This is a genomic window from Shewanella sp. BF02_Schw, from assembly GCF_014596695.2.
Taxonomy (GTDB): Bacteria; Pseudomonadota; Gammaproteobacteria; order Enterobacterales; family Shewanellaceae; genus Shewanella.
This window is the reverse complement of sequence record NZ_JABKAW020000011.1, coordinates 20,712-46,204: the sequence shown is the minus strand read 5'-3', so window position 1 is coordinate 46,204 and position 25,493 is coordinate 20,712. Positions and strand designations below refer to the sequence as shown.

Annotated in this window: 40 protein-coding genes; 6 read left to right on the top strand and 34 right to left on the bottom strand. The window is 42.9% G+C overall.

Going from position 1 to position 25,493, the window contains the following annotated elements:
• Positions 1-184: 184 nt before the first annotated feature.
• Genes HNW13_RS23140 through HNW13_RS23125 form a run of 4 tightly spaced genes read right to left on the bottom strand, consistent with a single transcriptional unit; the run spans position 185 to position 3,808 of the window.
• Positions 185-724: a TlpA disulfide reductase family protein gene (locus tag HNW13_RS23140; RefSeq protein ID WP_182745079.1), complete on the bottom strand. Its 540-nt coding sequence runs from the start codon at positions 722-724 to the stop codon at positions 185-187.
• 60 nt (positions 725-784) lie between these two features.
• Positions 785-1,267, bottom strand: coding sequence for a heme lyase NrfEFG subunit NrfF (gene nrfF / locus HNW13_RS23135; protein WP_192116509.1), 483 nt, complete (start codon positions 1,265-1,267; stop codon positions 785-787).
• Positions 1,267-1,821, bottom strand: coding sequence for a DsbE family thiol:disulfide interchange protein (locus HNW13_RS23130; RefSeq protein WP_011635673.1), 555 nt, complete (start codon positions 1,819-1,821; stop codon positions 1,267-1,269). The genes nrfF and HNW13_RS23130 overlap by 1 nt, the downstream gene beginning before the upstream one ends.
• 16 nt (positions 1,822-1,837) lie before the next feature.
• The gene (locus tag HNW13_RS23125) at positions 1,838-3,808 is read right to left on the bottom strand and encodes a heme lyase CcmF/NrfE family subunit (protein ID WP_101084811.1); all 1,971 of its coding nucleotides are present in this window, start codon (positions 3,806-3,808) and stop codon (positions 1,838-1,840) included.
• 418 nt (positions 3,809-4,226) lie between these two features.
• On the opposite strand from HNW13_RS23125, the gene ccmI reads away from it, so the two are divergent.
• A complete protein-coding gene (gene ccmI / locus HNW13_RS23120; RefSeq protein ID WP_101084810.1) occupies positions 4,227-5,480 on the top strand; it encodes a c-type cytochrome biogenesis protein CcmI in 1,254 nt (417 codons plus the stop codon).
• Between the two features lie 96 nt (positions 5,481-5,576).
• On the opposite strand, the gene HNW13_RS23115 is transcribed toward ccmI, so the two are convergent.
• Complete coding sequence (locus HNW13_RS23115; protein ID WP_101084809.1) at positions 5,577-5,870, bottom strand: c-type cytochrome; 294 nt, start codon at positions 5,868-5,870, stop codon at positions 5,577-5,579.
• A 324-nt stretch (positions 5,871-6,194) separates the two neighbouring features.
• Between HNW13_RS23115 and ccmA the strand changes: the two genes are divergently transcribed.
• From ccmA to ccmE, 5 genes are read left to right on the top strand one after another with little or no spacing between them, the layout of a single operon-like run.
• Positions 6,195-6,845, top strand: a complete 651-nt coding sequence (ccmA, locus tag HNW13_RS23110) for a cytochrome c biogenesis heme-transporting ATPase CcmA (RefSeq protein WP_101084808.1) — start codon at positions 6,195-6,197, stop codon at positions 6,843-6,845.
• 9 nt (positions 6,846-6,854) lie between these two features.
• Complete coding sequence (gene ccmB, locus HNW13_RS23105; protein ID WP_011635668.1) at positions 6,855-7,541, top strand: heme exporter protein CcmB; 687 nt, start codon at positions 6,855-6,857, stop codon at positions 7,539-7,541.
• Positions 7,541-8,287: a heme ABC transporter permease gene (locus tag HNW13_RS23100; RefSeq protein WP_101084807.1), complete on the top strand. Its 747-nt coding sequence runs from the start codon at positions 7,541-7,543 to the stop codon at positions 8,285-8,287. The genes ccmB and HNW13_RS23100 overlap by 1 nt, the downstream gene beginning before the upstream one ends.
• Entirely contained in the window at positions 8,287-8,499 is a 213-nt protein-coding gene (gene ccmD / locus HNW13_RS23095) for a heme exporter protein CcmD (RefSeq protein WP_011635666.1), read from the top strand. The genes HNW13_RS23100 and ccmD overlap by 1 nt, the downstream gene beginning before the upstream one ends.
• The gene (gene ccmE, locus HNW13_RS23090) at positions 8,483-8,968 is read left to right on the top strand and encodes a cytochrome c maturation protein CcmE (RefSeq protein ID WP_101084806.1); all 486 of its coding nucleotides are present in this window, start codon (positions 8,483-8,485) and stop codon (positions 8,966-8,968) included. Before ccmD ends, ccmE begins: the two co-directional genes overlap by 17 nt.
• 1,328 nt (positions 8,969-10,296) lie before the next feature.
• Here the strand turns inward: ccmE and rplQ are convergent.
• The 29 genes from rplQ to tuf form a co-directional block, all read right to left on the bottom strand.
• Positions 10,297-10,692, bottom strand: a complete 396-nt coding sequence (rplQ, locus tag HNW13_RS23085; protein ID WP_011635664.1) for a 50S ribosomal protein L17 — start codon at positions 10,690-10,692, stop codon at positions 10,297-10,299.
• Between the two features lie 40 nt (positions 10,693-10,732).
• Positions 10,733-11,722 carry a DNA-directed RNA polymerase subunit alpha gene (rpoA, locus tag HNW13_RS23080; protein ID WP_011635663.1) on the bottom strand — a complete coding sequence of 330 codons (990 nt, stop codon included), beginning with the start codon at positions 11,720-11,722 and terminating at the stop codon, positions 10,733-10,735.
• 24 nt (positions 11,723-11,746) lie between these two features.
• Complete coding sequence (gene rpsD, locus HNW13_RS23075) at positions 11,747-12,367, bottom strand: 30S ribosomal protein S4 (protein WP_011635662.1); 621 nt, start codon at positions 12,365-12,367, stop codon at positions 11,747-11,749.
• A 32-nt stretch (positions 12,368-12,399) separates the two neighbouring features.
• Positions 12,400-12,792, bottom strand: coding sequence for a 30S ribosomal protein S11 (rpsK, locus tag HNW13_RS23070; RefSeq protein WP_011635661.1), 393 nt, complete (start codon positions 12,790-12,792; stop codon positions 12,400-12,402).
• 17 nt (positions 12,793-12,809) lie between these two features.
• Positions 12,810-13,166, bottom strand: coding sequence for a 30S ribosomal protein S13 (gene rpsM / locus HNW13_RS23065; protein ID WP_011635660.1), 357 nt, complete (start codon positions 13,164-13,166; stop codon positions 12,810-12,812).
• Positions 13,167-13,283: 117 nt separating this feature from the next.
• The gene (gene rpmJ / locus HNW13_RS23060) at positions 13,284-13,397 is read right to left on the bottom strand and encodes a 50S ribosomal protein L36 (RefSeq protein WP_006083579.1); all 114 of its coding nucleotides are present in this window, start codon (positions 13,395-13,397) and stop codon (positions 13,284-13,286) included.
• A gap of 23 nt (positions 13,398-13,420) precedes the next feature.
• Positions 13,421-14,761 (bottom strand): preprotein translocase subunit SecY, encoded by a 1,341-nt coding sequence (gene secY, locus HNW13_RS23055; protein ID WP_101084805.1) that lies wholly within the window; start codon positions 14,759-14,761, stop codon positions 13,421-13,423.
• Positions 14,762-14,768: 7 nt separating this feature from the next.
• Positions 14,769-15,203 carry a 50S ribosomal protein L15 gene (gene rplO / locus HNW13_RS23050; RefSeq protein WP_011635657.1) on the bottom strand — a complete coding sequence of 145 codons (435 nt, stop codon included), beginning with the start codon at positions 15,201-15,203 and terminating at the stop codon, positions 14,769-14,771.
• Positions 15,203-15,391, bottom strand: a complete 189-nt coding sequence (gene rpmD / locus HNW13_RS23045; RefSeq protein WP_011635656.1) for a 50S ribosomal protein L30 — start codon at positions 15,389-15,391, stop codon at positions 15,203-15,205. Before rpmD ends, rplO begins: the two co-directional genes overlap by 1 nt.
• 6 nt (positions 15,392-15,397) lie before the next feature.
• Entirely contained in the window at positions 15,398-15,901 is a 504-nt protein-coding gene (rpsE, locus tag HNW13_RS23040) for a 30S ribosomal protein S5 (protein ID WP_011494651.1), read from the bottom strand.
• A 12-nt stretch (positions 15,902-15,913) separates the two neighbouring features.
• Positions 15,914-16,264, bottom strand: coding sequence for a 50S ribosomal protein L18 (rplR, locus tag HNW13_RS23035; RefSeq protein ID WP_011635655.1), 351 nt, complete (start codon positions 16,262-16,264; stop codon positions 15,914-15,916).
• A gap of 10 nt (positions 16,265-16,274) precedes the next feature.
• Positions 16,275-16,808 (bottom strand): 50S ribosomal protein L6, encoded by a 534-nt coding sequence (gene rplF / locus HNW13_RS23030; protein ID WP_011635654.1) that lies wholly within the window; start codon positions 16,806-16,808, stop codon positions 16,275-16,277.
• A gap of 10 nt (positions 16,809-16,818) precedes the next feature.
• Positions 16,819-17,211, bottom strand: a complete 393-nt coding sequence (gene rpsH, locus HNW13_RS23025; protein WP_011635653.1) for a 30S ribosomal protein S8 — start codon at positions 17,209-17,211, stop codon at positions 16,819-16,821.
• A 24-nt stretch (positions 17,212-17,235) separates the two neighbouring features.
• Entirely contained in the window at positions 17,236-17,541 is a 306-nt protein-coding gene (gene rpsN, locus HNW13_RS23020; protein WP_011635652.1) for a 30S ribosomal protein S14, read from the bottom strand.
• 10 nt (positions 17,542-17,551) lie between these two features.
• On the bottom strand, positions 17,552-18,091 hold the full coding sequence (gene rplE, locus HNW13_RS23015; RefSeq protein ID WP_011635651.1) for a 50S ribosomal protein L5: 540 nt from the start codon (positions 18,089-18,091) through the stop codon (positions 17,552-17,554).
• A 13-nt stretch (positions 18,092-18,104) separates the two neighbouring features.
• The gene (gene rplX / locus HNW13_RS23010) at positions 18,105-18,419 is read right to left on the bottom strand and encodes a 50S ribosomal protein L24 (protein ID WP_101084804.1); all 315 of its coding nucleotides are present in this window, start codon (positions 18,417-18,419) and stop codon (positions 18,105-18,107) included.
• A 10-nt stretch (positions 18,420-18,429) separates the two neighbouring features.
• Entirely contained in the window at positions 18,430-18,798 is a 369-nt protein-coding gene (rplN, locus tag HNW13_RS23005) for a 50S ribosomal protein L14 (RefSeq protein WP_011635649.1), read from the bottom strand.
• Between the two features lie 176 nt (positions 18,799-18,974).
• On the bottom strand, positions 18,975-19,223 hold the full coding sequence (rpsQ, locus tag HNW13_RS23000; RefSeq protein WP_011635648.1) for a 30S ribosomal protein S17: 249 nt from the start codon (positions 19,221-19,223) through the stop codon (positions 18,975-18,977).
• Positions 19,223-19,414: a 50S ribosomal protein L29 gene (gene rpmC / locus HNW13_RS22995; protein ID WP_011635647.1), complete on the bottom strand. Its 192-nt coding sequence runs from the start codon at positions 19,412-19,414 to the stop codon at positions 19,223-19,225. The genes rpsQ and rpmC overlap by 1 nt, the downstream gene beginning before the upstream one ends.
• Entirely contained in the window at positions 19,414-19,824 is a 411-nt protein-coding gene (rplP, locus tag HNW13_RS22990) for a 50S ribosomal protein L16 (RefSeq protein WP_011635646.1), read from the bottom strand. Before rplP ends, rpmC begins: the two co-directional genes overlap by 1 nt.
• An 11-nt stretch (positions 19,825-19,835) precedes the next feature.
• A complete protein-coding gene (gene rpsC, locus HNW13_RS22985) occupies positions 19,836-20,525 on the bottom strand; it encodes a 30S ribosomal protein S3 (RefSeq protein ID WP_011635645.1) in 690 nt (229 codons plus the stop codon).
• Between the two features lie 12 nt (positions 20,526-20,537).
• A complete protein-coding gene (gene rplV, locus HNW13_RS22980) occupies positions 20,538-20,870 on the bottom strand; it encodes a 50S ribosomal protein L22 (RefSeq protein ID WP_011635644.1) in 333 nt (110 codons plus the stop codon).
• 15 nt (positions 20,871-20,885) lie between these two features.
• Positions 20,886-21,164 carry a 30S ribosomal protein S19 gene (rpsS, locus tag HNW13_RS22975; protein ID WP_006083596.1) on the bottom strand — a complete coding sequence of 93 codons (279 nt, stop codon included), beginning with the start codon at positions 21,162-21,164 and terminating at the stop codon, positions 20,886-20,888.
• 14 nt (positions 21,165-21,178) lie between these two features.
• The gene (rplB, locus tag HNW13_RS22970; protein WP_011635643.1) at positions 21,179-22,003 is read right to left on the bottom strand and encodes a 50S ribosomal protein L2; all 825 of its coding nucleotides are present in this window, start codon (positions 22,001-22,003) and stop codon (positions 21,179-21,181) included.
• Positions 22,004-22,019: 16 nt separating this feature from the next.
• Positions 22,020-22,322, bottom strand: a complete 303-nt coding sequence (rplW, locus tag HNW13_RS22965) for a 50S ribosomal protein L23 (protein WP_011635642.1) — start codon at positions 22,320-22,322, stop codon at positions 22,020-22,022.
• Positions 22,319-22,924: a 50S ribosomal protein L4 gene (gene rplD / locus HNW13_RS22960; RefSeq protein ID WP_011635641.1), complete on the bottom strand. Its 606-nt coding sequence runs from the start codon at positions 22,922-22,924 to the stop codon at positions 22,319-22,321. Before rplD ends, rplW begins: the two co-directional genes overlap by 4 nt.
• 17 nt (positions 22,925-22,941) lie before the next feature.
• Positions 22,942-23,580, bottom strand: a complete 639-nt coding sequence (gene rplC / locus HNW13_RS22955) for a 50S ribosomal protein L3 (RefSeq protein ID WP_192116508.1) — start codon at positions 23,578-23,580, stop codon at positions 22,942-22,944.
• A 27-nt stretch (positions 23,581-23,607) separates the two neighbouring features.
• Entirely contained in the window at positions 23,608-23,919 is a 312-nt protein-coding gene (gene rpsJ / locus HNW13_RS22950; protein WP_011635639.1) for a 30S ribosomal protein S10, read from the bottom strand.
• A 353-nt stretch (positions 23,920-24,272) separates the two neighbouring features.
• On the bottom strand, positions 24,273-25,457 hold the full coding sequence (gene tuf / locus HNW13_RS22945) for an elongation factor Tu (protein ID WP_011635638.1): 1,185 nt from the start codon (positions 25,455-25,457) through the stop codon (positions 24,273-24,275).
• Positions 25,458-25,493: the final 36 nt, after the last annotated feature.

Sequence of the window (25,493 nt, the reverse complement as noted above, 5' to 3'; positions counted from 1 at the left end):
AGTGTTTTGAAGCACTTAATTCAACCTGACTCAGTAACCGCTTGCGCTGTCTGCCGTGTCAGTGGATGCGCATTATAGGCACCACACGGTTTTGCGCAAGGCCTTTTTTAATAAAAAAGGATCGCTTGGCGATCTTTTCACCAAAAGCGATCCTTTTTCGTATTTTAAGCGACTTTATGACGGTTTATTGTACTTCTTTAGCGTTCTGGCGGAACTGTTCAAGGAAAGTCACCACATTTGAATCGTCCCAATCGACATACGAACGAACATAAGCCACCAGCTCACCTTGTTCATTTAAGATAAATGTTGCAGGTATCGTATCAAGCGGGAAGACATCACGTAGTTGTTGTTGCGGATCGAAATACGAATTAAACCGGCCTAATCCAAGAGACTCTAAAAATGGTTGCACAATAGTCACAGCTTCAGCATCAATAGAAATAGGCAGTAGAGCAAAATGTTGTGCATTTAGAGTTTGATTTAATCGATCGAGTGCTGGAAGTTCTCTAACACAAGGTGGACACCAAGTAGCCCAAAGATTCACAACAACCACTTTACCTTTATATTGTTCAAAGTTAACCGACTGACCAACAAGATCAGTAAAATCGACTAGCGCAATTGGGAATGGTTGCGGCAATATGTTTATGCGATCGAGTGTTGATTCAGTGGTTTGCTTGGCCGCAGCCTGCATGCCTGGGTATGCATTTACCGGACCTGCTGTCCCCATAAGAATGAGACTAGTGAAAATAAACGCAAACCACTGTTTCAAAGTTAATACTCCAATCGGTTACTTAGTTGTCTTACTACGATTTAATAACGCATCTAACTCAGCTTGTTGCTCTGTTGACAAGGTTGTCGATTCAGATGCCTGTATACGTTGCTTACGCACAAAGATAAAACCAATAAAGAGACCTAAAACAAGTAACCCAAATGGACCAAGCCATAGAATATAAGTTTTCGAATCTAACTTTGGATTGTATAAGACAAAATCGCCATAGCGGCTGGTCATAAATTCAATAATCTCTGAATCTGACTTACCATTATCGACCATCGTATACACTTCAAGACGTAAATCTTGCGCAACTGGAGAGTTTGAATCGACTAAGTTTTGATTTTGACATTGCGGACACCGTAATTGATGCGCTAGTGACAATGCTCTTTGTTGATTATCTGCCGATTGAAATTCATAAGTATCAACAGGTGTCGCCATTACCGTCAGAGTAAAAAGTAAACTCGTACAAGCCACCATCATTTTAAATATGAATTTCATTACGATGCTCCATCGACTTTAGCTTCAGCTTGTAATTGCTGGATCATTGGATACAAGGTTTGTGTCCATACCGTTTGATCTATAGGACCGGCATAGCGATAACGAATAATACCGTTATGGTCGACTATAAAAGTTTCCGGTGCTCCATATACTCCAAGATCAAGACCTAAGCGGCCATCTTTGTCAAAGATGTTCACTGTGTATGGATCACCTTGAGTAGTTAACTCCTTAACAGCTAATGCTCTCTCGTCACGATAGTTGATACCATATATAGGTAACAAGTTACGTTTAGACAGCATCATCAAATAAGGATGCTCATACTTACATGCTGGACACCAAGTTGCCCAAAAGTTCAACATAGACACTTTTGCTGGAAGATCTTTCTCAGTTAACACTTCACTAGGCACTTCTAAGCGCTCAAGTTGGAAAGCCGGAACTGGCTTTCCTTCTAATGCAGAATCAAGCACCTTAGGATTGAGAAATAATCCTTTGTATAAAAACACGCCCATACCCAAAAATATAACCAAAGGTATAAACAGTACAAACTTCTTCATAATGTCTCCGAGTATATTAAGCAGTCGCTAATTTTGCTTTTACTGCTTCATCTGTCGCAGCTTGCTTTACACGATAACGCTTATCGGATGCTGCCAGGAAGCCACCAATCATCATAAAGATTGATCCAAACCACAACCAACGTACAAACGGTTTGTAATTAAGACGCACCGCAAACTCGGTTAAACTAATGGGATCACCCATAGTGACATATAAATCGCGGAATAATCCCCAATCAATACCCGCTTCAGTCATATCCATAGTCCGTACATTGTATTGACGACGGTCAGGTTTGAGTAAAGTGATAAATTCATCATCTTTGTAAATCTCAATCTGACCTTGTTGAGCGGTATAGTTAGGACCGACAACATTTTTAGTTTCTAAATACTTAAATGTGTAACCTGCTAGTTCTTGGCTGATACCTGGGCCCATACGGACGCTTTTTTCAATCGAATAGTTAGAGACAATAGTAGCCCCCATTACCGACACAGCAATACCAAAGTGAGCGAAGAGCATTCCCAATTGACTACGGCCAATTCGATTAAGACTAATACCACCTTCTTTATCGCTCACCATATTATAAGCAGCGCGAAAAGTGGATAGCATGATCCATGCTGTAGCAGCCACACCACACATCACCCAAGCATTAAATTGGCCACCAGCAATAAATGGAGCAGCGACACCGGTAACTAATGCAATAATAGCTGGAATAAGTAACTGTTTTTTAATTTCGCCTGCTTTAGATTTCTTCCAGCGAATAATTGGACCAATACCCATAAAGCCAAATAGCACTAATACGATAGGTACAAATACAGCATTAAAATATGGAGGTCCGACGGAAATCTTGCCCATGCCTAATGCATCTATCAATAAAGGATAAAGCGTACCCAGCAACACAGTACCTGCAGCAACAGTGAGTAACACATTACAGATTAGCAACATGGTTTCTTTCGATTTAAGCTCAAATCGTGCTGGACTGCTCATTTCACTGGCTCGGAAAGCAAACAGAGTTAACGAACCACCAATGGCAATACCTAACAACAGCAAGATAAACAAACCACGACTTGGATCTGCTGCAAATGAATGCACTGACGTAAGCACACCAGAACGTACAATAAAGGTGCCGAGTAAACTTAATGAGAAGGCAAAGATAGACAGCAATACAGTCCAGTTACGGAATGCCCCACGCTTTTCCGTCACAATTAATGAGTGCACTAAAGCAGTACCGACTAACCAAGGCATAAATGATGCATTTTCAACTGGGTCCCAGAACCACCAGCCGCCCCAACCTAATTCGTAGTAAGCCCACCAAGAACCAAGTGAAATACCGCCAGTTAGAAATATCCATGCCGCTAATGTCCATGGACGACTCCAGCGTGCCCAAGCAGAATCAAGTCTGCCACTCATGAGGGCTGCAATAGCAAAGGCAAAACAGACTGAAAAACCCACATACCCTAGATACAACATTGGTGGGTGGAAGATTAAGCCAACATCTTGCAACATTGGATTTAAATCTCGCCCTTCTAGAGGAATAGGAAATATCCGTTCAAATGGACTTGATGTAAGGATCATAAATAAACTGAAGCCAACAACAATCATCGCTAAAACAGATAACACCCTTGCGGTAAAGACTTCTTCTAAGCCCTTACTAAATAGTGCTACTGATGCAGTCCATACAGACAACGCGAATACCCAGAATAATAATGAACCTTCATGACCACCCCATACCGCCGCAATTTTAAAGAATATTGGTAGTTGAGAATTAGAGTGATGGGCGACATAAGCCACAGAGAAATCATCAACAGCAAAGCTGTACCCTAGTGCTATAACGGAGAGACTGATGAAAAAAAACATTCCGTATGTCAGTGGCCAGGCATAGCGAACAAGATACTGGTCTTTACGTGCGGAACCATATAACGGCACGCTAGCTAGCAGTAAGGCAAAAGCCAAACCGAGAATTAGCGAGAAATGTCCAAGTTCTGGAATCATGGGTATTCCTTAGTCTAAAAAAATTAGCGGATCTGAAACAAACAAATCACGACAGTACTAATTAATGCGATGAAACTAATATACGCACATTAGCTTAAACGAATTTTAACGCATTTTAGAACTTGCTATGACATATGTCTGCCATTTTCGTACAAAATTGGGTCACCAGTCTCATTATGAACACCGATTCAACCAAAACGAATTTTTTTGGCAACTTGTCTGACAGTATTACTGATATAAAGTTTCGCTATTAGTTAGTCAAACCATTCAATCTGTGAACCAGTACGCAACTATCAGGATTTGGATTCATATCTTCCTTATATTACTATTCAATTAATAATCTTTACGTATAATCGAAGTTCCAAGCACTGCGGTAAATGCCGCTTTCTCTGTTAACCTAAAAGTGAATATTGACATAATGACCACATTTTGGATTTTTATTGCGCTTGTCGTACTCATCGGCCTAATCATGATTTGGGTTCCACACTTTCGCCAAACAAAACTGTTACAAGCCGAAGAGTCTGGCGTTCGTAGACAAACTAACCTTGAACTTTTTGCTGAGCGGTTAACAATTCTTGAAAAAGAATTACATGACGAGCTTTTGGATCAAGTCGAATTCGAAGCATTAAAGAAAGAATTAGAGATAAATCTACTTCAGGACATGCAACAAAAAGGTGATGACTCCCTTGATGTAGAAATTAAATCAAAAAACGCATTATGGCCTGCTTTTATGACCTTGTGCTTATTGGCTGTTTCCGGTTACCTATATCAACACTTAGGTGCTTATAACGAATTAGCCAATCCTCCTCAAGCAAGCAACCCTCATCAAGGCATGGATCCGGCGCAAATAATGTCGCAACGGGTACAAATGATGGAAGCAAAAGTGCAGGCACAGCCAGACGATAGCCAAGCTTGGTTTAGCCTTGGTCATGCTTATATATCTGCCAACCAATATGATAAAGCCATTGGCGCATTTGATAAGGTAATGGAACTCGTCGGCACGCAAGCTGAACTCCTTGGGCCTAAAGCGACTGCGCTATACTATAAAGCAAATCAGCAGATGTCGCCGGCGATTCAAGCTGTGATTGATCAATCTTTAGCGTTAGACCCACAAGACCCCTCTACACTACTTCTTGTTGGCATGGATGCATTCTTTACCGCTGACTACAACAAAGCTATCAATGCTTGGCAGATGATCTTAGACAGCGATCGAGATGATGTTGATAGAACAGCATTAATGAATGCAATTGAATCTGCAAACATGCGCCTTAATGAAGGTTCGGCAATGCCTAATGGTGATTCAACTCAAAAGCCAGTAGTTACGAGCAATGCGAAGACAGTCGCAATTGAAGTTTCTATTGCTCCAGAATTAGCAGACAAAGTGGCCGATAGCGATACTGTGTTTATTTTCGCACGAGCAACGCAAGGTCCAAAAGTACCGTTAGCTGCAACTAAAATCAGTGCTAGCAGTTTACCTGCAACAATCACATTAGATGATAGTACTTCAATGGGTGGCGATGTCACACTGAGCTCAGTACAAGAAGTCGAAATAATTGCGGTACTGTCAAAAAATGGCAGCGTGAAACCGCAACCTGGAGACCTAAAGGGTACCATTAAAGCCATTAAAGTGGGTGATAATGCTGCACTAACTCTGGATACCTTAGTGCAATAGTATTGTGTAATATTAGTGATGTTCTCAGTTAGCATCACTGAAATTAACCCATAAAAAAACCGGCTATAAAAGCCGGTTTTTTGATTTAGTTGAAAACTACTTAGACATAAACTGAATTGCGTTTTTGTAATCTTCATCGGTACAGTCAGTACACATACCACCTGGTGGCATTGCGTTTAAACCAGACTTAACCGAACCAACTAAGGCATCTAAACCTTTTGCTAGACGTGGTTCCCATGCCGCAGCGTCATGAACTTTAGGCGCTCCGGCCACACCCATGCTGTGACATACTTGACACGCTTTATTGTAAATAGCTTCACCTTCTTGAGCAAATACATTTGCAGACAAAGTTAAGGCAGCTACTGCAGTCATTGCTAACAATTTTTTCATATTCATCGTTCCTAATTGCAAATATACAAAGCTTAACGCTGCCCTTTGATTTAGAAGGCAGACTCATTTTTAGCAACGATAGATTACTACAATTAGCAAAAAAACTCATCTTTTTGTGATAACAATCTCAGCTTAGCCTCTAAATCGAGACAATCTGTGTAGTTCAGGTAATATATTAGTAATCGATGAAAAAGTTCAAACTAAATTCATAATTTTGGAACCATATCAAATTGCTAGCACTTAATCAGTGACAAAGCTAAACCGATAAAAGTGTTTGTGTTAATATCTTTTCGAATTCATCCTCAAGTAAAATAAGAGGGATAAGTGACCATATCAAACCAATCACAAGTGCTATTAAGTGCCAACGAATTAACCTGTATTAGGGAAGAGCGCATTCTATTTGATGGACTGAGTTTTAATATCAATGCAGGGGATATTGTCCAGGTTGAAGGTCCTAATGGTGCCGGTAAAACCAGTCTTTTACGTATTATTGCTGGTTTGTCACGTCCCTATGCCGGTGAAGTTGAATATAATGGTGAAAACATCAATCGCTGTAGAGACGAATTTAATCACGACTTACTCTATCTCGGGCATTTAGCGGGTGTGAAAAGCGAGCTAACAGCAGAAGAAAATCTTAACTTCAATTTAAGAATTAGTGGCTATGATAATTTCGATACCACTGAAATTTTGGCGAAAGTCAATTTAACCGGTTTTGAAGAAGCACTAGCAGGTCATTTATCTGCGGGACAACATCGACGTACTGCATTAGCAAGATTACAACACAGTAATTGTAAAATATGGATCCTCGACGAACCTTTTACCGCAATTGATAAAAAAGGTGTAGAAGAATTAGAGCAACTTTTTATTCAACATGCTGAATCGGGTGGATGTGTAATATTAACCACACATCAGGATATGAGCATTATTAGTGATGCCATACTACGTAAAATCACTCTCGACTATCGCTTTGTATAAGGTATTTGAATGAAACGAGGAATCAGTTACACCACAGCATTCATGACGCTTTTGCAACGTGATTTAAGAATTGCCATTAGACATCGAGGTGATATTTTTAACCCGCTGTTATTCTTTATTTTAGTGGTCACTCTTTTTCCTTTAGGAATTGGACCAGAACCTCAAGTGTTGACTAGAGTAGCACCTGGTATTATCTGGGTAGCAGCCTTACTTGCATCTATGCTGTCATTAGAACGTTTATTTAAAGCAGATTACAACGATGGCAGCTTAGAACAAATGCTACTGAGCCCACAACCGTTAGCATTAATGGTTCTGGCCAAAGTTCTAGCACATTGGATACTTACTGGTGTGCCTTTAATTCTAGTCGCACCATTACTCGCTGTACTGTTGCATTTAGAAGACAATAGTTACGGTGCATTGATGTCGACTTTAGCATTAGGTACACCGATATTGTCGTTACTTGGTGCGATAGGTGTTGCACTGACTGTAGGACTTCGCAAAGGAGGAGTCCTGCTAAGTTTACTTATTCTACCTTTATATATACCTGTACTTATTTTTGCCACTAGTGCGATTGATGCTGCAGGACTGAATATGGCTTATGATGGTCAACTTGCGATTCTTGCCGCAATGTTGGTCGGTTCTTTAATCTTGGCACCTTTCGCAATTGGCGCCTCTTTACGTGTGAGCACAAACTAATGTGGAAATGGTTACATTCTTACGCAGACCCTGAACGGGCATATAAACTGTCAGGCACTTTGTTGCCTTGGTTTAGTATTCTAGCAATATTACTCGTTGGAACAGGCAGTATTTGGGGTTTATTATTTGCCCCGACAGATTACCAACAAGGTGACAGTTACCGAATCATCTTTATCCATGTACCTGCTGCATCGATGTCAATGGCTGCATATATGGGTATGGCAGTAGCTTCATTTATTGGCTTAGTTTGGCAAATAAAATCGGCAGACTGGGCCGCGGCAGCTATCGCACCTATTGGTGCAGTCATTACCTTTATTGCCTTACTAACAGGTGCTGCATGGGGTAAACCTATGTGGGGAACTTGGTGGGTATGGGATGCACGCTTAACCTCTGAACTGGTATTACTGTTTCTCTACCTTGGGGTTATATCACTGTATGCATCATTTGAAGATAAAGTCCTCGCGGCTAGAGCTTCTGGAATTCTGGCGATTGTCGGCGTAATTAATATACCCATTATTAAATATTCCGTTGATTGGTGGAGTAGTTTACATCAGCCATCAACCATTAGAATCACAGAAAAATCGACGATGTCGACCGATATGTTATACCCACTGTTAATTAATATTTTCGGGTTTGGGATGATGATTGGAGCGATAACCTTGATCCGCTATAGAACAGAGATCCTTGCTCGCAATGGCATGCGCCCTTGGGTGAGAGACTTAGCAACCGCAGAGGAGGCAAAATAATGCAATTTGATTCATTTAAAGATTTTCTTGATATGGGCGGTTACGCATTTTATGTTTGGCTATCCTATGGTGTAACGTTCGGCTGTCTAGCCACATTAATAACCCTGAGTATCAGACAAAAACGTAAAGTCCTGATCGAAATTGCTAAAAAGATAACGCGTGAACAACGCCTGAAAGAAACAAGAGGTAATAACCGTGAATCCAAGACGTAAAAAGAGATTAACCCTTGCCGTTGCATTGATTGCGGGCGTTGCTGCTGTTGCATCATTACTATTGTACGCACTAAATTCAAATTTGAATTTATTCTATACACCGTATGAAATTACCCACGGTAAAAACGATACGGGTGTAAAGCCAGAGCTTGGACAACGTATCCGAATCGGTGGCATGGTAACAATGGGATCGATGAAACGCGATCCAGACAGCTTACACGTTGAATTTGCTGTACATGATTCAGCGGGTGGGACTGTATCCGTTACATACGACGATTTATTACCAGACTTATTTAGAGAAGGTCAAGGTATCGTTGCCCAGGGTGTACTGGTTGAGTCAGGAAAACTAGAGGCCACTGAAGTACTCGCTAAGCATGATGAAAATTACATGCCACCTGAAGTTGCTGAAGCTATGGGTCAAACGCATGAAAAACCGACCTATAATCAAAAAGCTCTTGAAGAAAAATAAAGTCTATTTGTAATAAAAAGCCTCTTCGGAGGCTTTTTTTATGAATGAAATTTCAATTGTTATCGACAGATAGTTGCTATTATTTTAGCTACTCATTACGGAGAGGATACTTTGAACATAGGTTTGTAACCTATTGTCAGTTTTACATTAAGATTTTCAGCAAGGATAAGAAACAATGGTGTGACGGTGCAAAAAACCATTATATCCATTTAAGGTAAAATACTGCTTAACTGAAAATGTTGTGTCTCTATTAAAAGTCTGCTTATTTTCCGCGTACTGAACAATGCCAGTCACAGTAAGTCATACCTATAATGAAAGCCTATCGAATTATGAACAACTCTGGTTTCAATAAAACCCTTCTATTTATTGTGTTTCCAGTTTTGATTCAATGATTTTGAACCACAGCACAACGGCTTTAACCTATAGACTAATCCATATTTTCTATTTTTGGCATCAGCTCAATAATGCTAAATAACCTCAATTCAGGTTAATAAGTGAGATAGGTAAGGCAAAATGACAATATTCGGCCTATTTCATATCAAACTTGTCATTTTTTTTAACTAAGCACAGCGGTGCTGTCATTACTAGCCTATTGCAAGTAATGCAATACAGTTGGCAATACAAAGGAGAATTTGATGACCATTTATGATTCCAAGCTGAGGCCAAATAGATAATAGTTAGTTATGGTAAGGCCTATGTAGCATGTCTACACGCCACGGTTAACAATAATGGCATCATATAACCTAGTCATTGAGTATAACTTCAAAGTACGTTAATCAAGTCGAATACGCAGCCTTAACGTGATGTTAAGTAACAGATCCAGCATTGCATTCCCGCCGTCAGCCATATTCCTACATCAATAAAATATTACACATACAGTAAGTGGTTTCGACCAACTCTGTTGAAGGTTCGTTTACAGCTCAAAACCTGTGAACATTGACTTAAATGGAGTAGCCATTGTTGCAAACATAAGAACAACTTTAGCGTCTTGTACTTGGTATTATCGACTTAAGCTTAGACATGGTTAACGTTGCTAATATGTCCTTAATACAAACACAATAATACGATTTTACTAAACAGAGTTGTACGACACATATCGGATCAGAGAATCAAGAAAATGAGTATTGGGTTCATCTCGTTGACCGAGCTGAGATCGATTGTGAAAATAATCAGATACAAGATTACGCATAAATAGTAGACATTTACCAAGTTGTACAATAAATGGATATGGATTGCAGCTAAAAAGATATGATGTTTGAAACAAAGTCGAAGTTAAAAAAAGATAAAAAAAAACCGAGCCTAGGCTCGGTTTTTCGGTGAGTAATTAATTACTCAGCAGCTTCAACTTCAACAGCTTCAGCAGCTTCAGGACGACCTACTAACTCGATGTAAGCCATTGGGGCTTTATCACCGGTACGTAGACCGCACTTAAGAATACGAGTGTAACCACCAGGACGTTCCTGGAAGCGTGGACCCAATTCAGTAAATAACTTACCTACAACTTCAGCGTCGCGGGTACGAGCGAAAGCTAAACGGCGATTTGCAACGCTGTCAACTTTAGCAAGTGTTATTAGAGGTTCAACAACGCGACGCAGTTCTTTCGCTTTAGCTACAGTTGTCTTGATAATCTCATGACGAACTATTGAACAAGCCATGTTACGGAACATAGCTTGGCGATGACTGCTGTTGCGGTTTAGTTGACGACCACTCTTACGATGGCGCATGACCTAATCCTTATAACCTAAATCTGTACTAACCTGAGACTTATAGGTCGTCAGCTAAACTAGCCGGAGGCCAGTTTTCTAGACGCATACCTAACGACAGTCCGCGAGACGCTAAAACATCCTTAATTTCAGTAAGAGATTTCTTACCTAAGTTAGGGGTCTTGAGCAACTCAACTTCAGTGCGTTGTACCAGATCTCCGATGTAATGAATCGCTTCGGCTTTTAAACAGTTAGCCGAACGTACAGTTAGCTCTAAATCGTCGACAGGACGCAGCAAAATCGGATCAAACTCCGGTTTCTCTTCTACAACAGCCTGCTCAGTAACATCACGTAGTTCAACAAACGCATCTAGCTGTTCAGCTAAAATTGTTGCAGAACGACGAATTGCTTCCTCAGGATCGATAGTACCGTTTGTGGTCATATCTATCACAAGTTTGTCTAAGTCAGTACGCTGTTCAACACGAGCGGCTTCAACATTATAAGCAATGCGAGCAACAGGTGAAAAAGAAGCATCAACCAGCAAACGACCGATTGGGCGATCATCATCTTCAGTCTGTGCACGAGCCGAAGCTGGCACATAACCACGACCACGCTCAACGCGGATACGCATGCTGATATCATTGTTACCAGTCAAGTGACAGATAACATGATCAGGATTCACGATGGTAACATCACCATCATGTGTGATATCTGCTGCTGTAACAGGGCCTGTGCCGGACTTGCTTAATGTAAGCAAAGCCTCGTCTTTACCCTCGATGGTCACTGCTAATCCCTTAAGATTAAGCAATATCTCAAGGATATCTTCTTGTACGCCTTCCTTACTGCTGTATTCATGCAGTACGCCGTCAATTTCGACTTCAGTAACTGCACAGCCAGGCATAGACGACAATAGGATGCGACGCAACGCGTTACCTAAGGTATGGCCAAAACCACGTTCTAGTGGCTCTAGTGTAACTTTGGCGCGAGTTGAATTAACCTGCTCAATATCAACGAGACGCGGTTTAAGAAATTCTGTAACAGAACCCTGCATTGTGTCCTCTCTTGTTTGTTAGCTTTACTTAGAGTAAAGCTCGACGATCAGCTGTTCGTTAATATCCGCAGACAAATCGCTACGTTCTGGAACGCGCTTGAAAGCACCTTCCATTTTCGCATTGTCGACTTCTACCCATGTAGGCTTTTCGCGTTGACCAGCCACTTCTAAAGCCGCTTTAATACGAGCTTGAGTACGTGACTTTTCACGGATGCTTACAACATCATTCGCAGACACTTTGAATGACGGAATGTTAACAACACGACCGTTAACCATAACAGATTTATGGCTTACTAGCTGACGTGATTCTGCACGAGTAGAACCGAAACCCATACGATAAACGACGTTATCTAGGCGGACTTCTAAAAGTTGCAACAGGTTTTCACCAGTATTGCCTTTTAGACGTGCAGCTTCTTTGTAGTAGTTACGGAATTGCTTTTCTAGCACACCATAAATACGACGAACTTTTTGTTTCTCGCGTAACTGAATACCATACTCAGACAAACGTGGCTTACGTGCGCCATGTTGTCCAGGTGCAGTTTCTAGCTTACACTTCGAATCGATTGCTCTCACACCGCTTTTTAGGAAAAGGTCTGTACCTTCTCTGCGGCTGAGCTTGAGCTTGGGACCCAAGTATCTTGCCATGATCTTTCTCCAACTATCCTATATACGCAGTGTTATACACGACGCTTTTTAGGTGGACGACAGCCATTATGAGGGATAGGCGTCACATCGGTAATGTTGGTAATTTTATAACCAACAGCGTTCAGCGCACGAATGGCTGATTCACGACCTGGACCAGGACCCTTCACGAAAACTTCAAGGTTTTTAACACCGTAGTCTTGAGCAGCAATACCTGCACGCTCAGCAGCAACCTGCGCAGCGAATGGTGTTGATTTACGTGAACCACGGAAACCAGAACCACCTGAGGTAGCCCATGACAACGCATTACCTTGACGATCCGTAATGGTGACAATTGTGTTGTTGAAAGACGCATGGATATGAGCCATGCCATCTGCAACCTGTTTACGTACGCGCTTACGCGGAGAACGTGACGGAACTTTAGCCATTTTGGTTTACCTTCCCGTTACTTTCTTATTGGCTTACGTGGACCTTTACGCGTACGCGCATTGGTCTTAGTACGTTGCCCACGAAGGGGCAGGCTACGACGATGGCGGAGACCACGATAACAACCAAGATCCATAAGACGCTTGATGTTCATTGAAATCTCACGACGCAAGTCACCTTCTACAGTGTATTTGGCGACTTCTTCGCGTAGGATATCTATTTGAGCTTCGCTCAATTCCTTGATCTTAGCATCTTCAGCAATTGAAGTAGATGCGCAGATTGCTCTAGCGCGTGTACGTCCAATACCAAAAATAGCAGTCAACGCAATGACTGTATGCTTTTGATCAGGAATGTTAATGCCAGCGATACGGGCCACTATGCACTCCTTAAAGTTAAAGGCCATCTGCGAAAAGCCCGAAAGGATACTCGACAGACGACAGATTTGCAAACAATATTTTGGTCAGCCCATTATTGAGCTGACCAAACTTCTTTCTTAGCCTTGACGCTGTTTGTGTTTTGGTTCAACACATATAACGCGTACAACACCACTACGCTTGACGATCTTGCAATTACGGCAGATCTTCTTCACGGAAGCTCGAACTTTCATTTCATCACTCCGTAAAAGCAATCTTATTTTCCAAAGCGGTCTAAATTGGCTTTGTTAACAAGATTAGCTTTCTTCATCACAGACTCATATTGATGGGACATCATATGGGTCTGAACCTGAGCCATGAAGTCCATGATTACGACTACTATAATTAGTAGCGAAGTACCGCCAAAATAGAACTGTACTTTCCACGCAATTAACATGAACTCCGGAATTAAGCAGATAAAGGTAATATACAACGCACCCGCTAAGGTTAAACGTGTCATTACTTTATCAATGTAACGCGAAGTCTGTTCTCCGGGACGGATCCCAGGAATGAATGCACCACTCTTTTTCAAGTTATCTGCTGTTTCACGAGGGTTAAAAACCAACGCAGTATAGAAGAAACAGAAAAAGATGATTGCTGTCGCATACAATAATGAATACAGCGGTTGTCCTGGTGACACAGCTAAAGCGAAATCGCTTAACCATGACATAGACTCATTTTGTCCAAACCACTGAGCCAGTGTACCTGGAAACAAAATAATGCTGGAAGCAAAGATTGGTGGAATCACACCTGCCATATTTATTTTTAATGGTAAATGTGTGCTTTGCGCTGCAAAAACCTTACGGCCTTGTTGACGTTTAGCGTAGTTAACGACGATACGACGTTGACCACGTTCCACAAATACCACTAAATAAGTTACAGCAAATACAATCACTGCGAGCAACAGTAGTACTAATACATTCATGTCACCTTGACGCGCCTGCTCAGCCGTTGAGCCGATGGCCGATGGTAGACCAGCAACAATACCTGCGAAAATTAAAATCGAGATACCATTACCAATACCACGTTCGGTAATTTGCTCACCTAGCCACATAAGGAACATTGTTCCTGTTACTAAGCTCACAACTGCAACAAAGTAGAAACCAAATCCGGGATTGGCCACAAGACCAGGCATCAGATTTGGTAAACCCGTTGCAATACCGACAGATTGCAGCGTACCCAACACGAGTGTGCCATATCTAGTATATTGACTGATTTTCTTACGTCCTGATTCGCCTTCCTTTTTCAATTCAGCGAGTGCAGGATGCACAACAGTCAATAACTGCATAATGATAGATGCCGAAATATACGGCATAATACCCAATGCGAAGATAGAAGCACGCTCTAAGGCACCACCCGAGAACATGTTAAACATGCCAAGGATGGTATCTTTTTGCTGAGCAAATAGCTCTGCCAATACAGCTGCGTCAATACCAGGAATTGGCACGAACGAACCGGCTCTAAAGACGATAATCGCACCAATCACGAACAGAAGACGAGTTTTCAGTTCAGATAAACCGCCTTTCGCGCTTTTTAAATCAAGTCCTGGTTTTGCCATCGACGTATTATTCCTCGATCTTGCCACCGGCAGCTTCAATAGCTGCACGAGCACCTTTGGTTACCTTGAGACCTTTTACAGTCACTGGGCGGTCAATGGTACCTGAAAGAACGATTTTCGCAAACTGGATGTTGCGAGTAATAACGTTCGCATCTTTCAGTGCATTCAAATCGACAACATCACCGTTAACTTTTGCTAGTTCGAGTAAACGAACTTCAGCTGTTACCAAAGCGCGACGCGAAGTAAAGCCAAACTTAGGTAAACGAATCTTAAGTGGCATTTGACCACCTTCGAAACCGACGCGAACACCGCCGCCTGAACGAGACTTCTGACCTTTATGGCCACGTCCCGCTGTTTTACCTAAACCTGAACCGATACCACGGCCTACACGCTTAGGAGCAGATTTAGAACCTGCTGCTGGAGATAGAGTATTTAGACGCATTATCCTAATTCCTCCACCGAAACCATGTAGTACACCTTGTTAATCATACCGCGAACTGAAGGTGTATCTTCAACTTCAACAGTGTGATTAATGCGGCGTAGGCCTAAACCGGTTAAGGTTGCACGGTGTTTTGGTAAACGACCAATGCTGCTTTTAGTCTGTGTGACTTTTAAAGTTTTAGTAGCCATGGTGCATTACCCCCGAATCTCATCAACATTCAGGCCACGTTTTGCTGCGATTTGAGCTGGTGACTTCATGTGCACCAACGCATCGACAGTTGCGCGAACGATGTTGATCGGGTTAGTAGAACCGTATGCTTTTGACAGAACGTTATGAACGCCTGCTACTTCCAATACGGCACGCATTGCGCCACCGGCAATAATACCGGTACCCTGTGATGCTGGTTGCATATAAACTTTTGAACCAGTATGGCGACCTTTAACTGGGTGATGCAAAGTACCTGCATTCAACTCCACTGTTACCATATTACGACGGGCTTTTTCCATTGCTTTTTGAATAGCAGCTGGAACTTCACGCGCTTTACCATAGCCATAGCCAATCTTACCGTTACCGTCACCCACTACTGTTAGTGCTGTGAAGCTAAAGATACGACCGCCCTTAACTACTTTAGAAACACGATTAACTGCAATCAATTTCTCTTGCAGATCGTCTTTTTGCTGAGCTTCTAATTTAGCCATTTTTATAACCCCTTAGAACTTCAGGCCAGCTTCACGAGCGGCATCTGCTAGTGCAGCTACACGACCATGATACTTGAAACCAGAACGGTCGAACGCAACTGTTGCTACGCCCTTCTCGATCGCACGCTCAGCAACAATTTTACCTACTGCTTTAGCCGCATCAACGTTACCGGTACTCTTTAGTAGCTCTTTAACCGCTTTTTCAACGGTTGAAGCAACTGCCAACACCTGAGCTTCAGGATTGATCACCTGAGCATAAATGTGACGCGGTGTACGATGTACAACCAGACGATTCACGCCCAGCTCTTGGATCTTCTTACGTGCACGTAACGCGCGACGTAAGCGAGATGTTTTCTTATCCATATCGCGTTACCTACTTCTTCTTAGCCTCTTTACGGCGTACTATTTCGTCATCATAACGAACACCTTTGCCTTTATAAGGCTCTGGTGGACGATATCCGCGAATTTCAGCAGCAACCTGACCAACAACTTGTTTATCAACGCCCGAAAGCACGATTTCAGTTTGGCTAGGACACTCTGCAGTAACGCCTGCGGGCAGTTTGTGTACTAATGGATGTGAGAAACCTAATGTTAAATCTAAGTCACTACCAGCAATCTTTGCACGGTAACCTACACCAACTAATTTAAGTTTTTTCACAAAACCTTGAGATACACCAACAACCATGTTGTTTACTAGTGCACGTGCAGTACCAGCCTGAGCCCAAGCGTTAGAAACGCCATCGACAGGAAGAAACTTTACTTGTGCATCTTCGATAACAACATTTACCGCATTGTTGATTACTCGAGTCAGACTTCCTTTACTGCCTTTAACAGTTAAGGTCTGTTCGTTTAAAGTCACCTCTACGCCAGCAGGAACAGTGACTGGTGCTTTTGCAACACGAGACATTTCTAGCTCCTTACGCTACGTAGCAGATAACCTCGCCACCCGTGCCATTTTGGCGGGCGGCGCGATCAGTCATCAAGCCTTGAGAAGTGGACACAATTGCGATACCCAGACCGCCCATCACCTTTGGTAACTCGTCTTTACCTTTGTAAATACGAAGACCAGGGCGACTTACACGCTGGATAGTCTCAACGACTGGTTTGCCTTGAAAGTACTTTAACGTAATTTCTAATTCAGGCTTAGCTTCATCTGCTACGGCGTATTCAGTAATGAAACCTTCATCTTTAAGTAATTTCGCAATTGCTACTTTTAACTTAGCTGAAGGCATCTTAACAGATACGTGGTTAGCAGCTTGGCCGTTACGAATACGGGTTAACATATCCGCAATAGGATCTTGCATGCTCATATTAGCTTACTCCGTGACAAGTGCTTACCAGCTGGCCTTACGCAGACCAGGAACTTCACCACGCATGGTTGCTTCACGTAATTTAATACGGCTTAAGCCGAATTTACGTAGAAAACCATGTGGGCGACCAGTTTGATTACAGCGGTTGCGTTGACGCGCAGCGCTAGAATCACGTGGTAGAGCTTGTAACTTAAGTACGGCATCCCAGCGATCTTCTTCAGAAGTTGCAGGGCTGCTGATTATAGCCTTAAGTGCTAAACGCTTTTCAGCATATTTAGCTACGAGCTGCGCACGTTTTGCTTCACGTGCTTTCATAGATGTTTTTGCCATTATGCTACCCTTATTTCTTGAATGGGAAGTTAAAAGCGTCTAACAAAGCACGACCTTCTTCATCATTCTTCGCAGTAGTAGTGATAACAATATCCATACCACGAATTTTATCGATTTTATCATAATCGATTTCTGGGAAGATGATCTGCTCACGCACGCCCATTGCGTAATTACCACGGCCGTCAAACGCTTTAGCGCTTAAGCCTCGGAAATCACGAATACGTGGTATTGCAATGTCAACTAAACGCTCTAAAAATTCCCACATACGCTCACCGCGTAGGGTAACTTTACAGCCAATAGGGTAGCCTTCACGGATTTTAAAACCAGCAACTGATTTACGAGCAACAGTTACAATTGGTTTCTGGCCAGCGATTGCAGTCATGTCACGGAGCGCATGCTCCATAACTTTCTTATCTGCAACAGCTTCGCCCACACCCATGTTTAGGGTGATTTTTTCAATCCGAGGGACTTGCATGACACTGCTGTAGCCGAACTTTTTAGCTAGTTCAGCAACTACAGTCTCTTGATATTTATCATGCAGTTTCGCCATCGTTTACTCCAAATTACTTAACGAGTTCGCTGTTCGATTTAAAGAAACGGACTTTTTTGCCGTCTTCAAATCGGAAACCAACACGATCTGCCTTGCCTGTGGCTTGGTTAAAGATCGCAACGTTTGATGCTTGCATCGGTGCTTCTTTCTCGATAACGCCGCCAGTCACACCCAATTGAGGGTTAGGTTTCTGGTGCTTTTTAACAAGATTAAAGCCTTCAACAATTAACTTACCAGTAGGTAGAACTTGAGAAACCTTACCGCGGCTACCCTTGTCTTTACCTGCTAATATAATTACTTCGTCTTCACGACGGATTTTAGCTGCCATTTGAAGCTCCTTACAGTACTTCTGGTGCCAGCGAGACAATTTTCATGAATTTATCATTACGCAATTCACGTGTCACTGGGCCAAAGATACGAGTACCAATCGGTGCAAGGTTTGCGTTAAGCAATACCGCTGCATTCCGATCGAAGCGAATGACAGAACCGTCTGGACGACGTACGCCTTTCTTAGTACGGACTACCACCGCGTTATATACATCACCTTTCTTCGCTTTAGCGCGAGGAATCGCTTCTTTAACAGAAACTTTGATAATGTCGCCGATACCGGCATAACGACGATGAGAGCCACCCAAGACCTTAATACACTGAACTCTGCGTGCGCCGCTGTTACATGCGACGTCTAGAGTCGATTGCATTTGGATCATTTCAAGTGCTCCGCTATCGTTACTACACAATCCCACTATGGGAGTATATTTGAACCAAATTCAAGTAATAATTTACTCAAAATTGGCGCGCAAGTATAACACACATTTTTGGAATGCATAGCAAAAAAAACAAACGGCCCCAAATACTGGGGCCGTTTACGTTAACCTAATCGAGATTAGGCTTTTGTTACTACTTCAGCTAGTGTCCAAGACTTAGTCTTAGATAGAGGACGACACTGGCTAATAGCCACGAAATCCCCTTCATTACACTGATTAGTTTCGTCATGTGCATGGATCTTAGTTGTACGCTTAATGTACTTCCCATAAATAGGATGTTTCACTTGGCGCTCAATAGCAACAGTAATAGACTTATCCATTTTGTTGCTAATTACTTTACCTTGCAAAGTACGGGCTTTATCAGACATTACACACCTGCCTTAGAAGTAATAATGGTCTTAACACGTGCAATGTTACGACGCACTAGTTTCAACTGATTCGTTTGAGTCAACTGACCAGTAGCGTGTTGCATACGCAGGTTAAACTGCTCACGCAGCAGACCAAGTAATTCAGCGTTAAGTTCTTCAACGCTCTTTTCTCTTAGTTCGCTCGCTTTCATTACATCACCGTCTTAGTTACGAAGGTAGTCTTCAGAGGAAGTTTGGCAGAAGCCAAAGCGAAGGCTTCACGAGCCAACGACTCAGGAACACCATCCATCTCGTAAAGAACCTTACCAGGTTGAATCTGACATACCCAGTATTCAACGTTACCTTTACCTTTACCCATACGCACTTCAAGAGGCTTAGAGGTAATTGGCTTGTCAGGGAAAACTCGAATCCAAATTTGTCCTTGACGTTTAACATGACGTGTCATGGCACGACGTGCAGATTCAATTTGACGTGCAGTTAAACGGCCACGGCCGACTGCTTTCAAACCGAAAGTACCAAAGCTAACTTCAGTACCGTTCGCTAGACCACGGTTGCGGCCCTTGAACATCTTGCGAAACTTCATACGTTTAGGTTGCAGCATAAAAGTTTCTCCTATTTACCACGAGGCTTACGCTTAGGTTGCTGCTTAGGCTCTTCAATAGCAGGTACTAAACCGTCTAGAACTTCGCCTTTGAAGATCCAAACTTTAATACCAATCACACCGTATTGAGTGTGACTTTCTGCGGTTGAATAGTCGATATCAGCACGCAAAGTATGCAAAGGTACACGACCTTCACGATACCATTCTGCACGCGCAATTTCAGCGCCGCCTAAACGGCCGCTCACTTGAACTTTGATACCTTGAGCACCAATGCGCATTGCGTTTTGTACTGCGCGCTTCATAGCACGACGGAACATAACACGACGCTCTAACTGCTGAGCAATAGAGTCAGCAACGAGCTTAGCGTCTAATTCAGGCTTACGGATCTCAGCGATGTTGATTTGAGCAGTAGTACCAGTGATTTTAGACACATAGGCACGTAATACTTCAACGTCTTCACCTTTCTTACCAATCACAATACCTGGACGGGCAGTGTGAATAGTAACGCGGATGCTTTTCGCTGGGCGTTCAATAACAATCTTAGATACTGATGCGGCCTTTAACTTTTCAGTTAAATATTGACGCACTTCCCAGTCGCTGTTCAGATTATTTGCATAGTCTGACTTATCTGCGTACCAGGTAGAGATCCAAGGCTTAGTGATACCCAGACGGATACCATTAGGATGTACTTTCTGTCCCATTGCTCTCTTCTCCTAGCGATCTGCTACAACCACAGTGATGTGACTGGTACGCTTCATGATACGATCAGCGCGGCCTTTAGCACGTGGCATGATACGCTTCATTGTTGGGCCTTCATCTACGAAGACGGCTCCAACTTTAAGCTCATCAATGTCAGCACCTTCGTTGTGTTCGGCGTTTGCGATAGCTGAGTCAAGTACTTTTTTTACTAGTACGGCGGCTTTCTTGGGGCTGAATGTCAAAATCTCGAGTGCCTTAGAAACAGGCAATCCGCGAATTTGATCAGCAACTAGACGGGCCTTCTGCGCAGACGTACGAGCAAAACGATGTTTAGCTAAAACTTCCATCTTATTCCTCCCGTATTAACGCTTCTTCGCTTTCTTATCTGCAGCATGGCCGCGATAAGTGCGAGTTGGTGAAAATTCACCAAGCTTGTGGCCGATCATTTCGTCAGTTACGAACACAGGTACGTGCTGACGACCATTATGGACAGCGATGGTCAACCCAATCATATTAGGGATGATCATTGAGCGACGAGACCAAGTCTTAATTGGCTTTTTGTCTCCCGCTTCCATCGCTTTCTCTACCTTCTTCAGCAAGTGCAGGTCAATGAAGGGACCTTTCTTGAGAGAACGTGGCATGGCGAATCCTCTTACTATTTATTACGACGACGTACGATGTACTTATCAGTGCGCTTGTTGCTACGAGTTTTATAACCCTTAGTCGGCACACCCCATGGACTCACTGGATGACGTCCACCAGAAGTACGGCCTTCACCACCACCATGTGGATGGTCTACTGGGTTCATTGCAACACCTCGAACTGTAGGGCGTACGCCTCTCCAGCGCTTAGCACCTGCTTTGCCTAACTGGCGTAGCATGTGCTCGGCATTACCAACTTCACCAAATGTCGCGCGGCAATCTACTGGAACTTTACGCATTTCGCCAGAGCGAAGACGTAGAGTTGCATAAGCACCATCACGAGCAACAACTTGTACATAAGCACCAGCTGAACGTGCGATTTGAGCGCCTTTACCAGGCTTCATTTCGACAGCGTGTACAACACTACCTACTGGAATGTTGCGTAACGGTCTAGCGTTACCAGTCTTGATTTCTGCATCCAAGCCAGATTGGATTGGGTCGCCAGCTTTCATTCCTTTTGCAGCAAGAATATAACGACGCTCACCATCTGCATACAGTACTAGCGCGATGTGCGCTGTACGGTTTGGATCGTATTCAAGACGTTCAACTTTCGCAGGGATACCATCTTTGTTGCGTTTGAAGTCAACAATACGATAGTGCTGCTTATGTCCACCACCTACGTGGCGTACAGTGATACGGCCAGTATTATTACGGCCACCACTTTTAGTTTTTTTCGCCAACAGGCCAGCAAAAGGTTTACCCTTATGCAGGTCCGTATTCACCACTTTAACTACGTGGCGACGACCTGGAGAGGTTGGCTTACACTTAATAACTGCCATGATAATTCTCCTTTGCTTATTCAGCGCCGCCGACGAAATCGATTTCAGCACCAGCAGCTAAAGTAACATAAGCTTTTTTCCAATCGATACGACGACCTACACGGCCACCGGTACGCTTGGTTTTGCCTTTATTAACTAAAGTGCGAACAGAATCAACTTCAACTTCAAATAGCTTCGCTACTGCAGCTTTAATCTCTGCTTTAGTTGCATCGATGGCTACGCGGAAAACTACAGTGTTGTTTTTCTCAGCAAGCACAGTACTCTTTTCAGAGATATGTGGACCAAGAATAACTTTTAGCAAACGTTCTTCGCGGATCATGCTAGCATCTCCTCGATTTGCTTCACTGCATCAGCAGTAACAAGAACAGTGTTGAACGCAATTAGACTAACTGGGTCAAGACCCGCTACGTCACGCACGTCAACTTTGTATAAGTTGCGAGCTGCTAAGAATAAATTCTCATCAACTTCAGCTGTAACAATTAGAACATCTTCTAAGTTCATTGCTTTTAATTTAGCTTTCAGCTCTTTAGTTTTAGGAGCTTCAACACCAAACGATTCAACAACAACTAGACGCTCTTGACGTACCAATTCAGAGAATATGCTCTTTAGAGCACCACGGTACATCTTCTTGTTAACTTTTTGGCTGTGATCTTGTGTTTTAGCAGCGAATGTTACGCCACCGCCACGCCAGATTGGGCCTTTAACACTACCGGCACGAGCGCGGCCTGTGCCTTTCTGGCGCCAAGGCTTTTTGCCTGAGCCAGTTACTTCCGCACGAGTCTTTTGAGCACGAGTGCCCTGACGCGCGTTTGCAGCATATGCTACAACTACCTGATGAACCAATGCCTCGTTAAAGTCACGGCCGAAGGTAGTTTCGGAAACTTCAAGAGCGCTCTGGGCGTCTTTCAATACCAATTCCATTACTATCTCCTCAGACCTTAAGCTTTAACTGCTGGCTTGATAATCAAGTCACCATTGGTAGCGCCTGGAACTGCGCCGCGTACTAACAACAAGTTACGCTCTGCATCAACACGTACTACGTGTAGATTTTGAGTTGTTACTTGCTCAGCACCCATATGGCCTGACATTTTCTTGCCTTTGAATACACGACCAGGCGTTTGGTTCTGACCGATAGAACCATTCGAACGGTGTGCCAAAGAGTTACCATGTGTCATATCTTGAGTACGGAAGTTCCAACGCTTAACGCCGCCTTGGAAACCTTTACCCTTTGATTGACCAGTAACATCTACTTTCACTGTCTCAGTGAAAATATCAACATTAATTTCAGCACCAACTTCAATGCCTTCGCCTTCACCATCTGCTAAACGCATTTCCCACAAACCACGACCAGCTTCTACGCCGCCCTTGGCAAAGTGACCTGCTTCTGCTTTAGTGATGCGATTGGCTTTTTTGGTACCAGTAGTCACTTGAAGTGCACGATAACCGTCTGTTTCTAAAGTTTTCACTTGAGTAACGCGGTTGCCTGCAATCTCGATTACTGTTACAGGGATTGACGTACCATCTTCAGTGAAGATGCGAGTCATACCCACTTTACGACCAATAAGACCGATAGCCATCTCTCAAACCTCTTCTAAGGATCTCAATTAACCTAAGCTAATCTGAACGTCGACACCAGCCGCAAGATCTAAACGCATTAATGCGTCTACAGTCTTTTCTGTTGGCTCTACGATGTCAACTAAACGCTTGTGGGTACGAATTTCGTACTGATCACGAGCATCTTTATTAACGTGCGGAGAGATCAAAACGGTATAACGCTCTTTGCGAGTAGGTAGTGGAATTGGACCACGAACCTGCGCGCCTGTACGCTTAGCAGTTTCAACGATTTCCGCTGTAGACTGATCAATTAAACGATGATCAAAGCCTTTCAAGCGGATACGGATTCTTTGGTTCTGCATTGACCAGAGCTCCTAAAATGGACATATAAAAAATCACCCTCTAGCTTCTTCCTAATGGAAAAGCAGAGCGAGATGATTTAACCGTTCGACTCCCAATCGGAGTCGCTGTGAAAATGAGTAACCTACTTGGTTAAACATTATAATTTACGCTACACTAGTCAGCGAGTGGGCAATTATACAGATCTTCTTTCTAAGATCAAGCCCATTGTGTAAATAGTCTTCTAAAAGTCTTCTTACAATCAACTGCCGCGCATTTTACACATTTTATGTGTTAATGCTACTAATGATTGTTACTTTTTGGAAATAAAAAAGGAAGCCTAAGCTTCCTTTTTCAGTGTTCACTAAACTCGCTATTACGCGATAATTTTAGCTACAACACCTGCACCAACTGTACGGCCACCTTCACGGATAGCGAAACGTAAACCGTCGTCCATCGCGATTGGGTAAATCAGAGTAACGACCATCTTGATGTTATCACCAGGCATAACCATTTCTACGCCTTCTGGTAACTCAATTGTGCCTGTTACGTCTGTTGTACGGAAGAAGAACTGTGGACGGTAGCCTTTGAAGAATGGAGTATGACGTCCGCCTTCTTCTTTTGACAACACGTAAACTTCTGATTCGAAAGTTGTGTGTGGGTTAATTGAACCAGGCTTAGCTAGTACTTGACCACGTTCTACGTCATCACGCTTAGTACCACGTAATAACACACCACAGTTTTCGCCAGCACGACCTTCGTCAAGTAGCTTGCGGAACATTTCTACACCAGTACACGTTGTTTTAGTTGTTGGACGAACACCAACAATTTCAACTTCGTCTGATACGCGAACGATACCACGTTCAACACGACCTGTTACCACTGTACCACGACCTGAAATCGAGAATACGTCTTCGATTGGTAGTAGGAATGGCTTATCGATGTCACGAGCTGGTTCTGGAATATAAGTATCTAGTGCTTCTGCAAGCTCAAGAATTTTTGCTTCCCACTCTGGCTGGCCTTCTAGTGCCTTAAGAGCTGAACCTTGAATTACTGGTAAATCATCACCTGGGAAGTCGTATTCTGAAAGAAGCTCACGCACTTCCATTTCTACTAATTCTAGTAATTCTTCGTCATCTACCATGTCACATTTGTTCATGAATACGATGATGAAAGGTACGCCTACTTGACGTGAAAGCAAGATGTGCTCACGTGTCTGTGGCATTGGGCCGTCTGTAGCAGCAACTACTAAGATTGCGCCGTCCATCTGTGCAGCACCGGTAATCATGTTTTTAACATAATCCGCGTGACCTGGACAATCTACGTGTGCGTAGTGACGAATTGGTGTGTCATATTCGATGTGAGAAGTATTAATTGTAATACCGCGCTCACGCTCTTCTGGAGCGTTATCGATTTGAGCGAAGTTTTTAACTTCACCACCATAAGTTTTAGACAAAACGGCAGAGATTGCTGCTGTTAAAGTTGTTTTACCATGGTCAACGTGACCAATGGTGCCCACGTTTACGTGAGGCTTAATACGTTCAAATTTAGCTTTTGCCACGATATATTCCTTTCTTTTCAGAAGTGCTCGATTAAT

What these genes read in the sequence shown, in the direction of transcription:
- ccmI (WP_101084810.1), top strand. Translation starts at nt 4,227, where the DNA reads ATGACCACATTTTGGATTTTTATTGCGCTTGTCGTACTCATCGGCCTA.
- rpoA (WP_011635663.1), bottom strand. Translation starts at nt 11,722, where the DNA reads ATGCAGGGTTCTGTTACAGAATTTCTTAAACCGCGTCTCGTTGATATT.
- rplC (WP_192116508.1), bottom strand. Translation starts at nt 23,580, where the DNA reads ATGGCTATCGGTCTTATTGGTCGTAAAGTGGGTATGACTCGCATCTTC.
- ccmD (WP_011635666.1), top strand. Translation starts at nt 8,287, where the DNA reads ATGCAATTTGATTCATTTAAAGATTTTCTTGATATGGGCGGTTACGCA.
- rplR (WP_011635655.1), bottom strand. Translation starts at nt 16,264, where the DNA reads ATGGATAAGAAAACATCTCGCTTACGTCGCGCGTTACGTGCACGTAAG.
- rpmD (WP_011635656.1), bottom strand. Translation starts at nt 15,391, where the DNA reads ATGGCTACTAAAACTTTAAAAGTCACACAGACTAAAAGCAGCATTGGT.
- rplF (WP_011635654.1), bottom strand. Translation starts at nt 16,808, where the DNA reads ATGTCTCGTGTTGCAAAAGCACCAGTCACTGTTCCTGCTGGCGTAGAG.
- ccmB (WP_011635668.1), top strand. Translation starts at nt 6,855, where the DNA reads ATGAAACGAGGAATCAGTTACACCACAGCATTCATGACGCTTTTGCAA.
- rpsC (WP_011635645.1), bottom strand. Translation starts at nt 20,525, where the DNA reads ATGGGACAGAAAGTACATCCTAATGGTATCCGTCTGGGTATCACTAAG.
- rpmC (WP_011635647.1), bottom strand. Translation starts at nt 19,414, where the DNA reads ATGAAAGCGAGCGAACTAAGAGAAAAGAGCGTTGAAGAACTTAACGCT.
- rpsE (WP_011494651.1), bottom strand. Translation starts at nt 15,901, where the DNA reads ATGGCTAAATTAGAAGCTCAGCAAAAAGACGATCTGCAAGAGAAATTG.
- rplN (WP_011635649.1), bottom strand. Translation starts at nt 18,798, where the DNA reads ATGATCCAAATGCAATCGACTCTAGACGTCGCATGTAACAGCGGCGCA.
- secY (WP_101084805.1), bottom strand. Translation starts at nt 14,761, where the DNA reads ATGGCAAAACCAGGACTTGATTTAAAAAGCGCGAAAGGCGGTTTATCT.
- rpsS (WP_006083596.1), bottom strand. Translation starts at nt 21,164, where the DNA reads ATGCCACGTTCTCTCAAGAAAGGTCCCTTCATTGACCTGCACTTGCTG.
- HNW13_RS23140 (WP_182745079.1), bottom strand. Translation starts at nt 724, where the DNA reads ATGGGGACAGCAGGTCCGGTAAATGCATACCCAGGCATGCAGGCTGCG.
- HNW13_RS23100 (WP_101084807.1), top strand. Translation starts at nt 7,541, where the DNA reads ATGTGGAAATGGTTACATTCTTACGCAGACCCTGAACGGGCATATAAA.
- rplQ (WP_011635664.1), bottom strand. Translation starts at nt 10,692, where the DNA reads ATGCGCCATCGTAAGAGTGGTCGTCAACTAAACCGCAACAGCAGTCAT.
- rpmJ (WP_006083579.1), bottom strand. Translation starts at nt 13,397, where the DNA reads ATGAAAGTTCGAGCTTCCGTGAAGAAGATCTGCCGTAATTGCAAGATC.
- HNW13_RS23125 (WP_101084811.1), bottom strand. Translation starts at nt 3,808, where the DNA reads ATGATTCCAGAACTTGGACATTTCTCGCTAATTCTCGGTTTGGCTTTT.
- rplW (WP_011635642.1), bottom strand. Translation starts at nt 22,322, where the DNA reads ATGATCCGCGAAGAACGTTTGCTAAAAGTTATTCTTGGTCCACATATC.
- rpsD (WP_011635662.1), bottom strand. Translation starts at nt 12,367, where the DNA reads ATGGCAAGATACTTGGGTCCCAAGCTCAAGCTCAGCCGCAGAGAAGGT.
- HNW13_RS23130 (WP_011635673.1), bottom strand. Translation starts at nt 1,821, where the DNA reads ATGAAGAAGTTTGTACTGTTTATACCTTTGGTTATATTTTTGGGTATG.
- HNW13_RS23115 (WP_101084809.1), bottom strand. Translation starts at nt 5,870, where the DNA reads ATGAAAAAATTGTTAGCAATGACTGCAGTAGCTGCCTTAACTTTGTCT.
- rpsH (WP_011635653.1), bottom strand. Translation starts at nt 17,211, where the DNA reads ATGAGCATGCAAGATCCTATTGCGGATATGTTAACCCGTATTCGTAAC.
- rplV (WP_011635644.1), bottom strand. Translation starts at nt 20,870, where the DNA reads ATGGAAGTTTTAGCTAAACATCGTTTTGCTCGTACGTCTGCGCAGAAG.
- nrfF (WP_192116509.1), bottom strand. Translation starts at nt 1,267, where the DNA reads ATGAAATTCATATTTAAAATGATGGTGGCTTGTACGAGTTTACTTTTT.
- rplX (WP_101084804.1), bottom strand. Translation starts at nt 18,419, where the DNA reads ATGGCAGCTAAAATCCGTCGTGAAGACGAAGTAATTATATTAGCAGGT.
- rplE (WP_011635651.1), bottom strand. Translation starts at nt 18,091, where the DNA reads ATGGCGAAACTGCATGATAAATATCAAGAGACTGTAGTTGCTGAACTA.
- rpsN (WP_011635652.1), bottom strand. Translation starts at nt 17,541, where the DNA reads ATGGCAAAAACATCTATGAAAGCACGTGAAGCAAAACGTGCGCAGCTC.
- rplP (WP_011635646.1), bottom strand. Translation starts at nt 19,824, where the DNA reads ATGCTGCAACCTAAACGTATGAAGTTTCGCAAGATGTTCAAGGGCCGC.
- rpsQ (WP_011635648.1), bottom strand. Translation starts at nt 19,223, where the DNA reads ATGTCTGATAAAGCCCGTACTTTGCAAGGTAAAGTAATTAGCAACAAA.
- rplB (WP_011635643.1), bottom strand. Translation starts at nt 22,003, where the DNA reads ATGGCAGTTATTAAGTGTAAGCCAACCTCTCCAGGTCGTCGCCACGTA.
- rpsK (WP_011635661.1), bottom strand. Translation starts at nt 12,792, where the DNA reads ATGGCTAAAGTTCCGTCACGTTCTCCGCGTAAGCGCGTACGTAAACAG.
- rpsJ (WP_011635639.1), bottom strand. Translation starts at nt 23,919, where the DNA reads ATGCAGAACCAAAGAATCCGTATCCGCTTGAAAGGCTTTGATCATCGT.
- rplO (WP_011635657.1), bottom strand. Translation starts at nt 15,203, where the DNA reads ATGCGTCTAAATACTCTATCTCCAGCAGCAGGTTCTAAATCTGCTCCT.
- rplD (WP_011635641.1), bottom strand. Translation starts at nt 22,924, where the DNA reads ATGGAATTGGTATTGAAAGACGCCCAGAGCGCTCTTGAAGTTTCCGAA.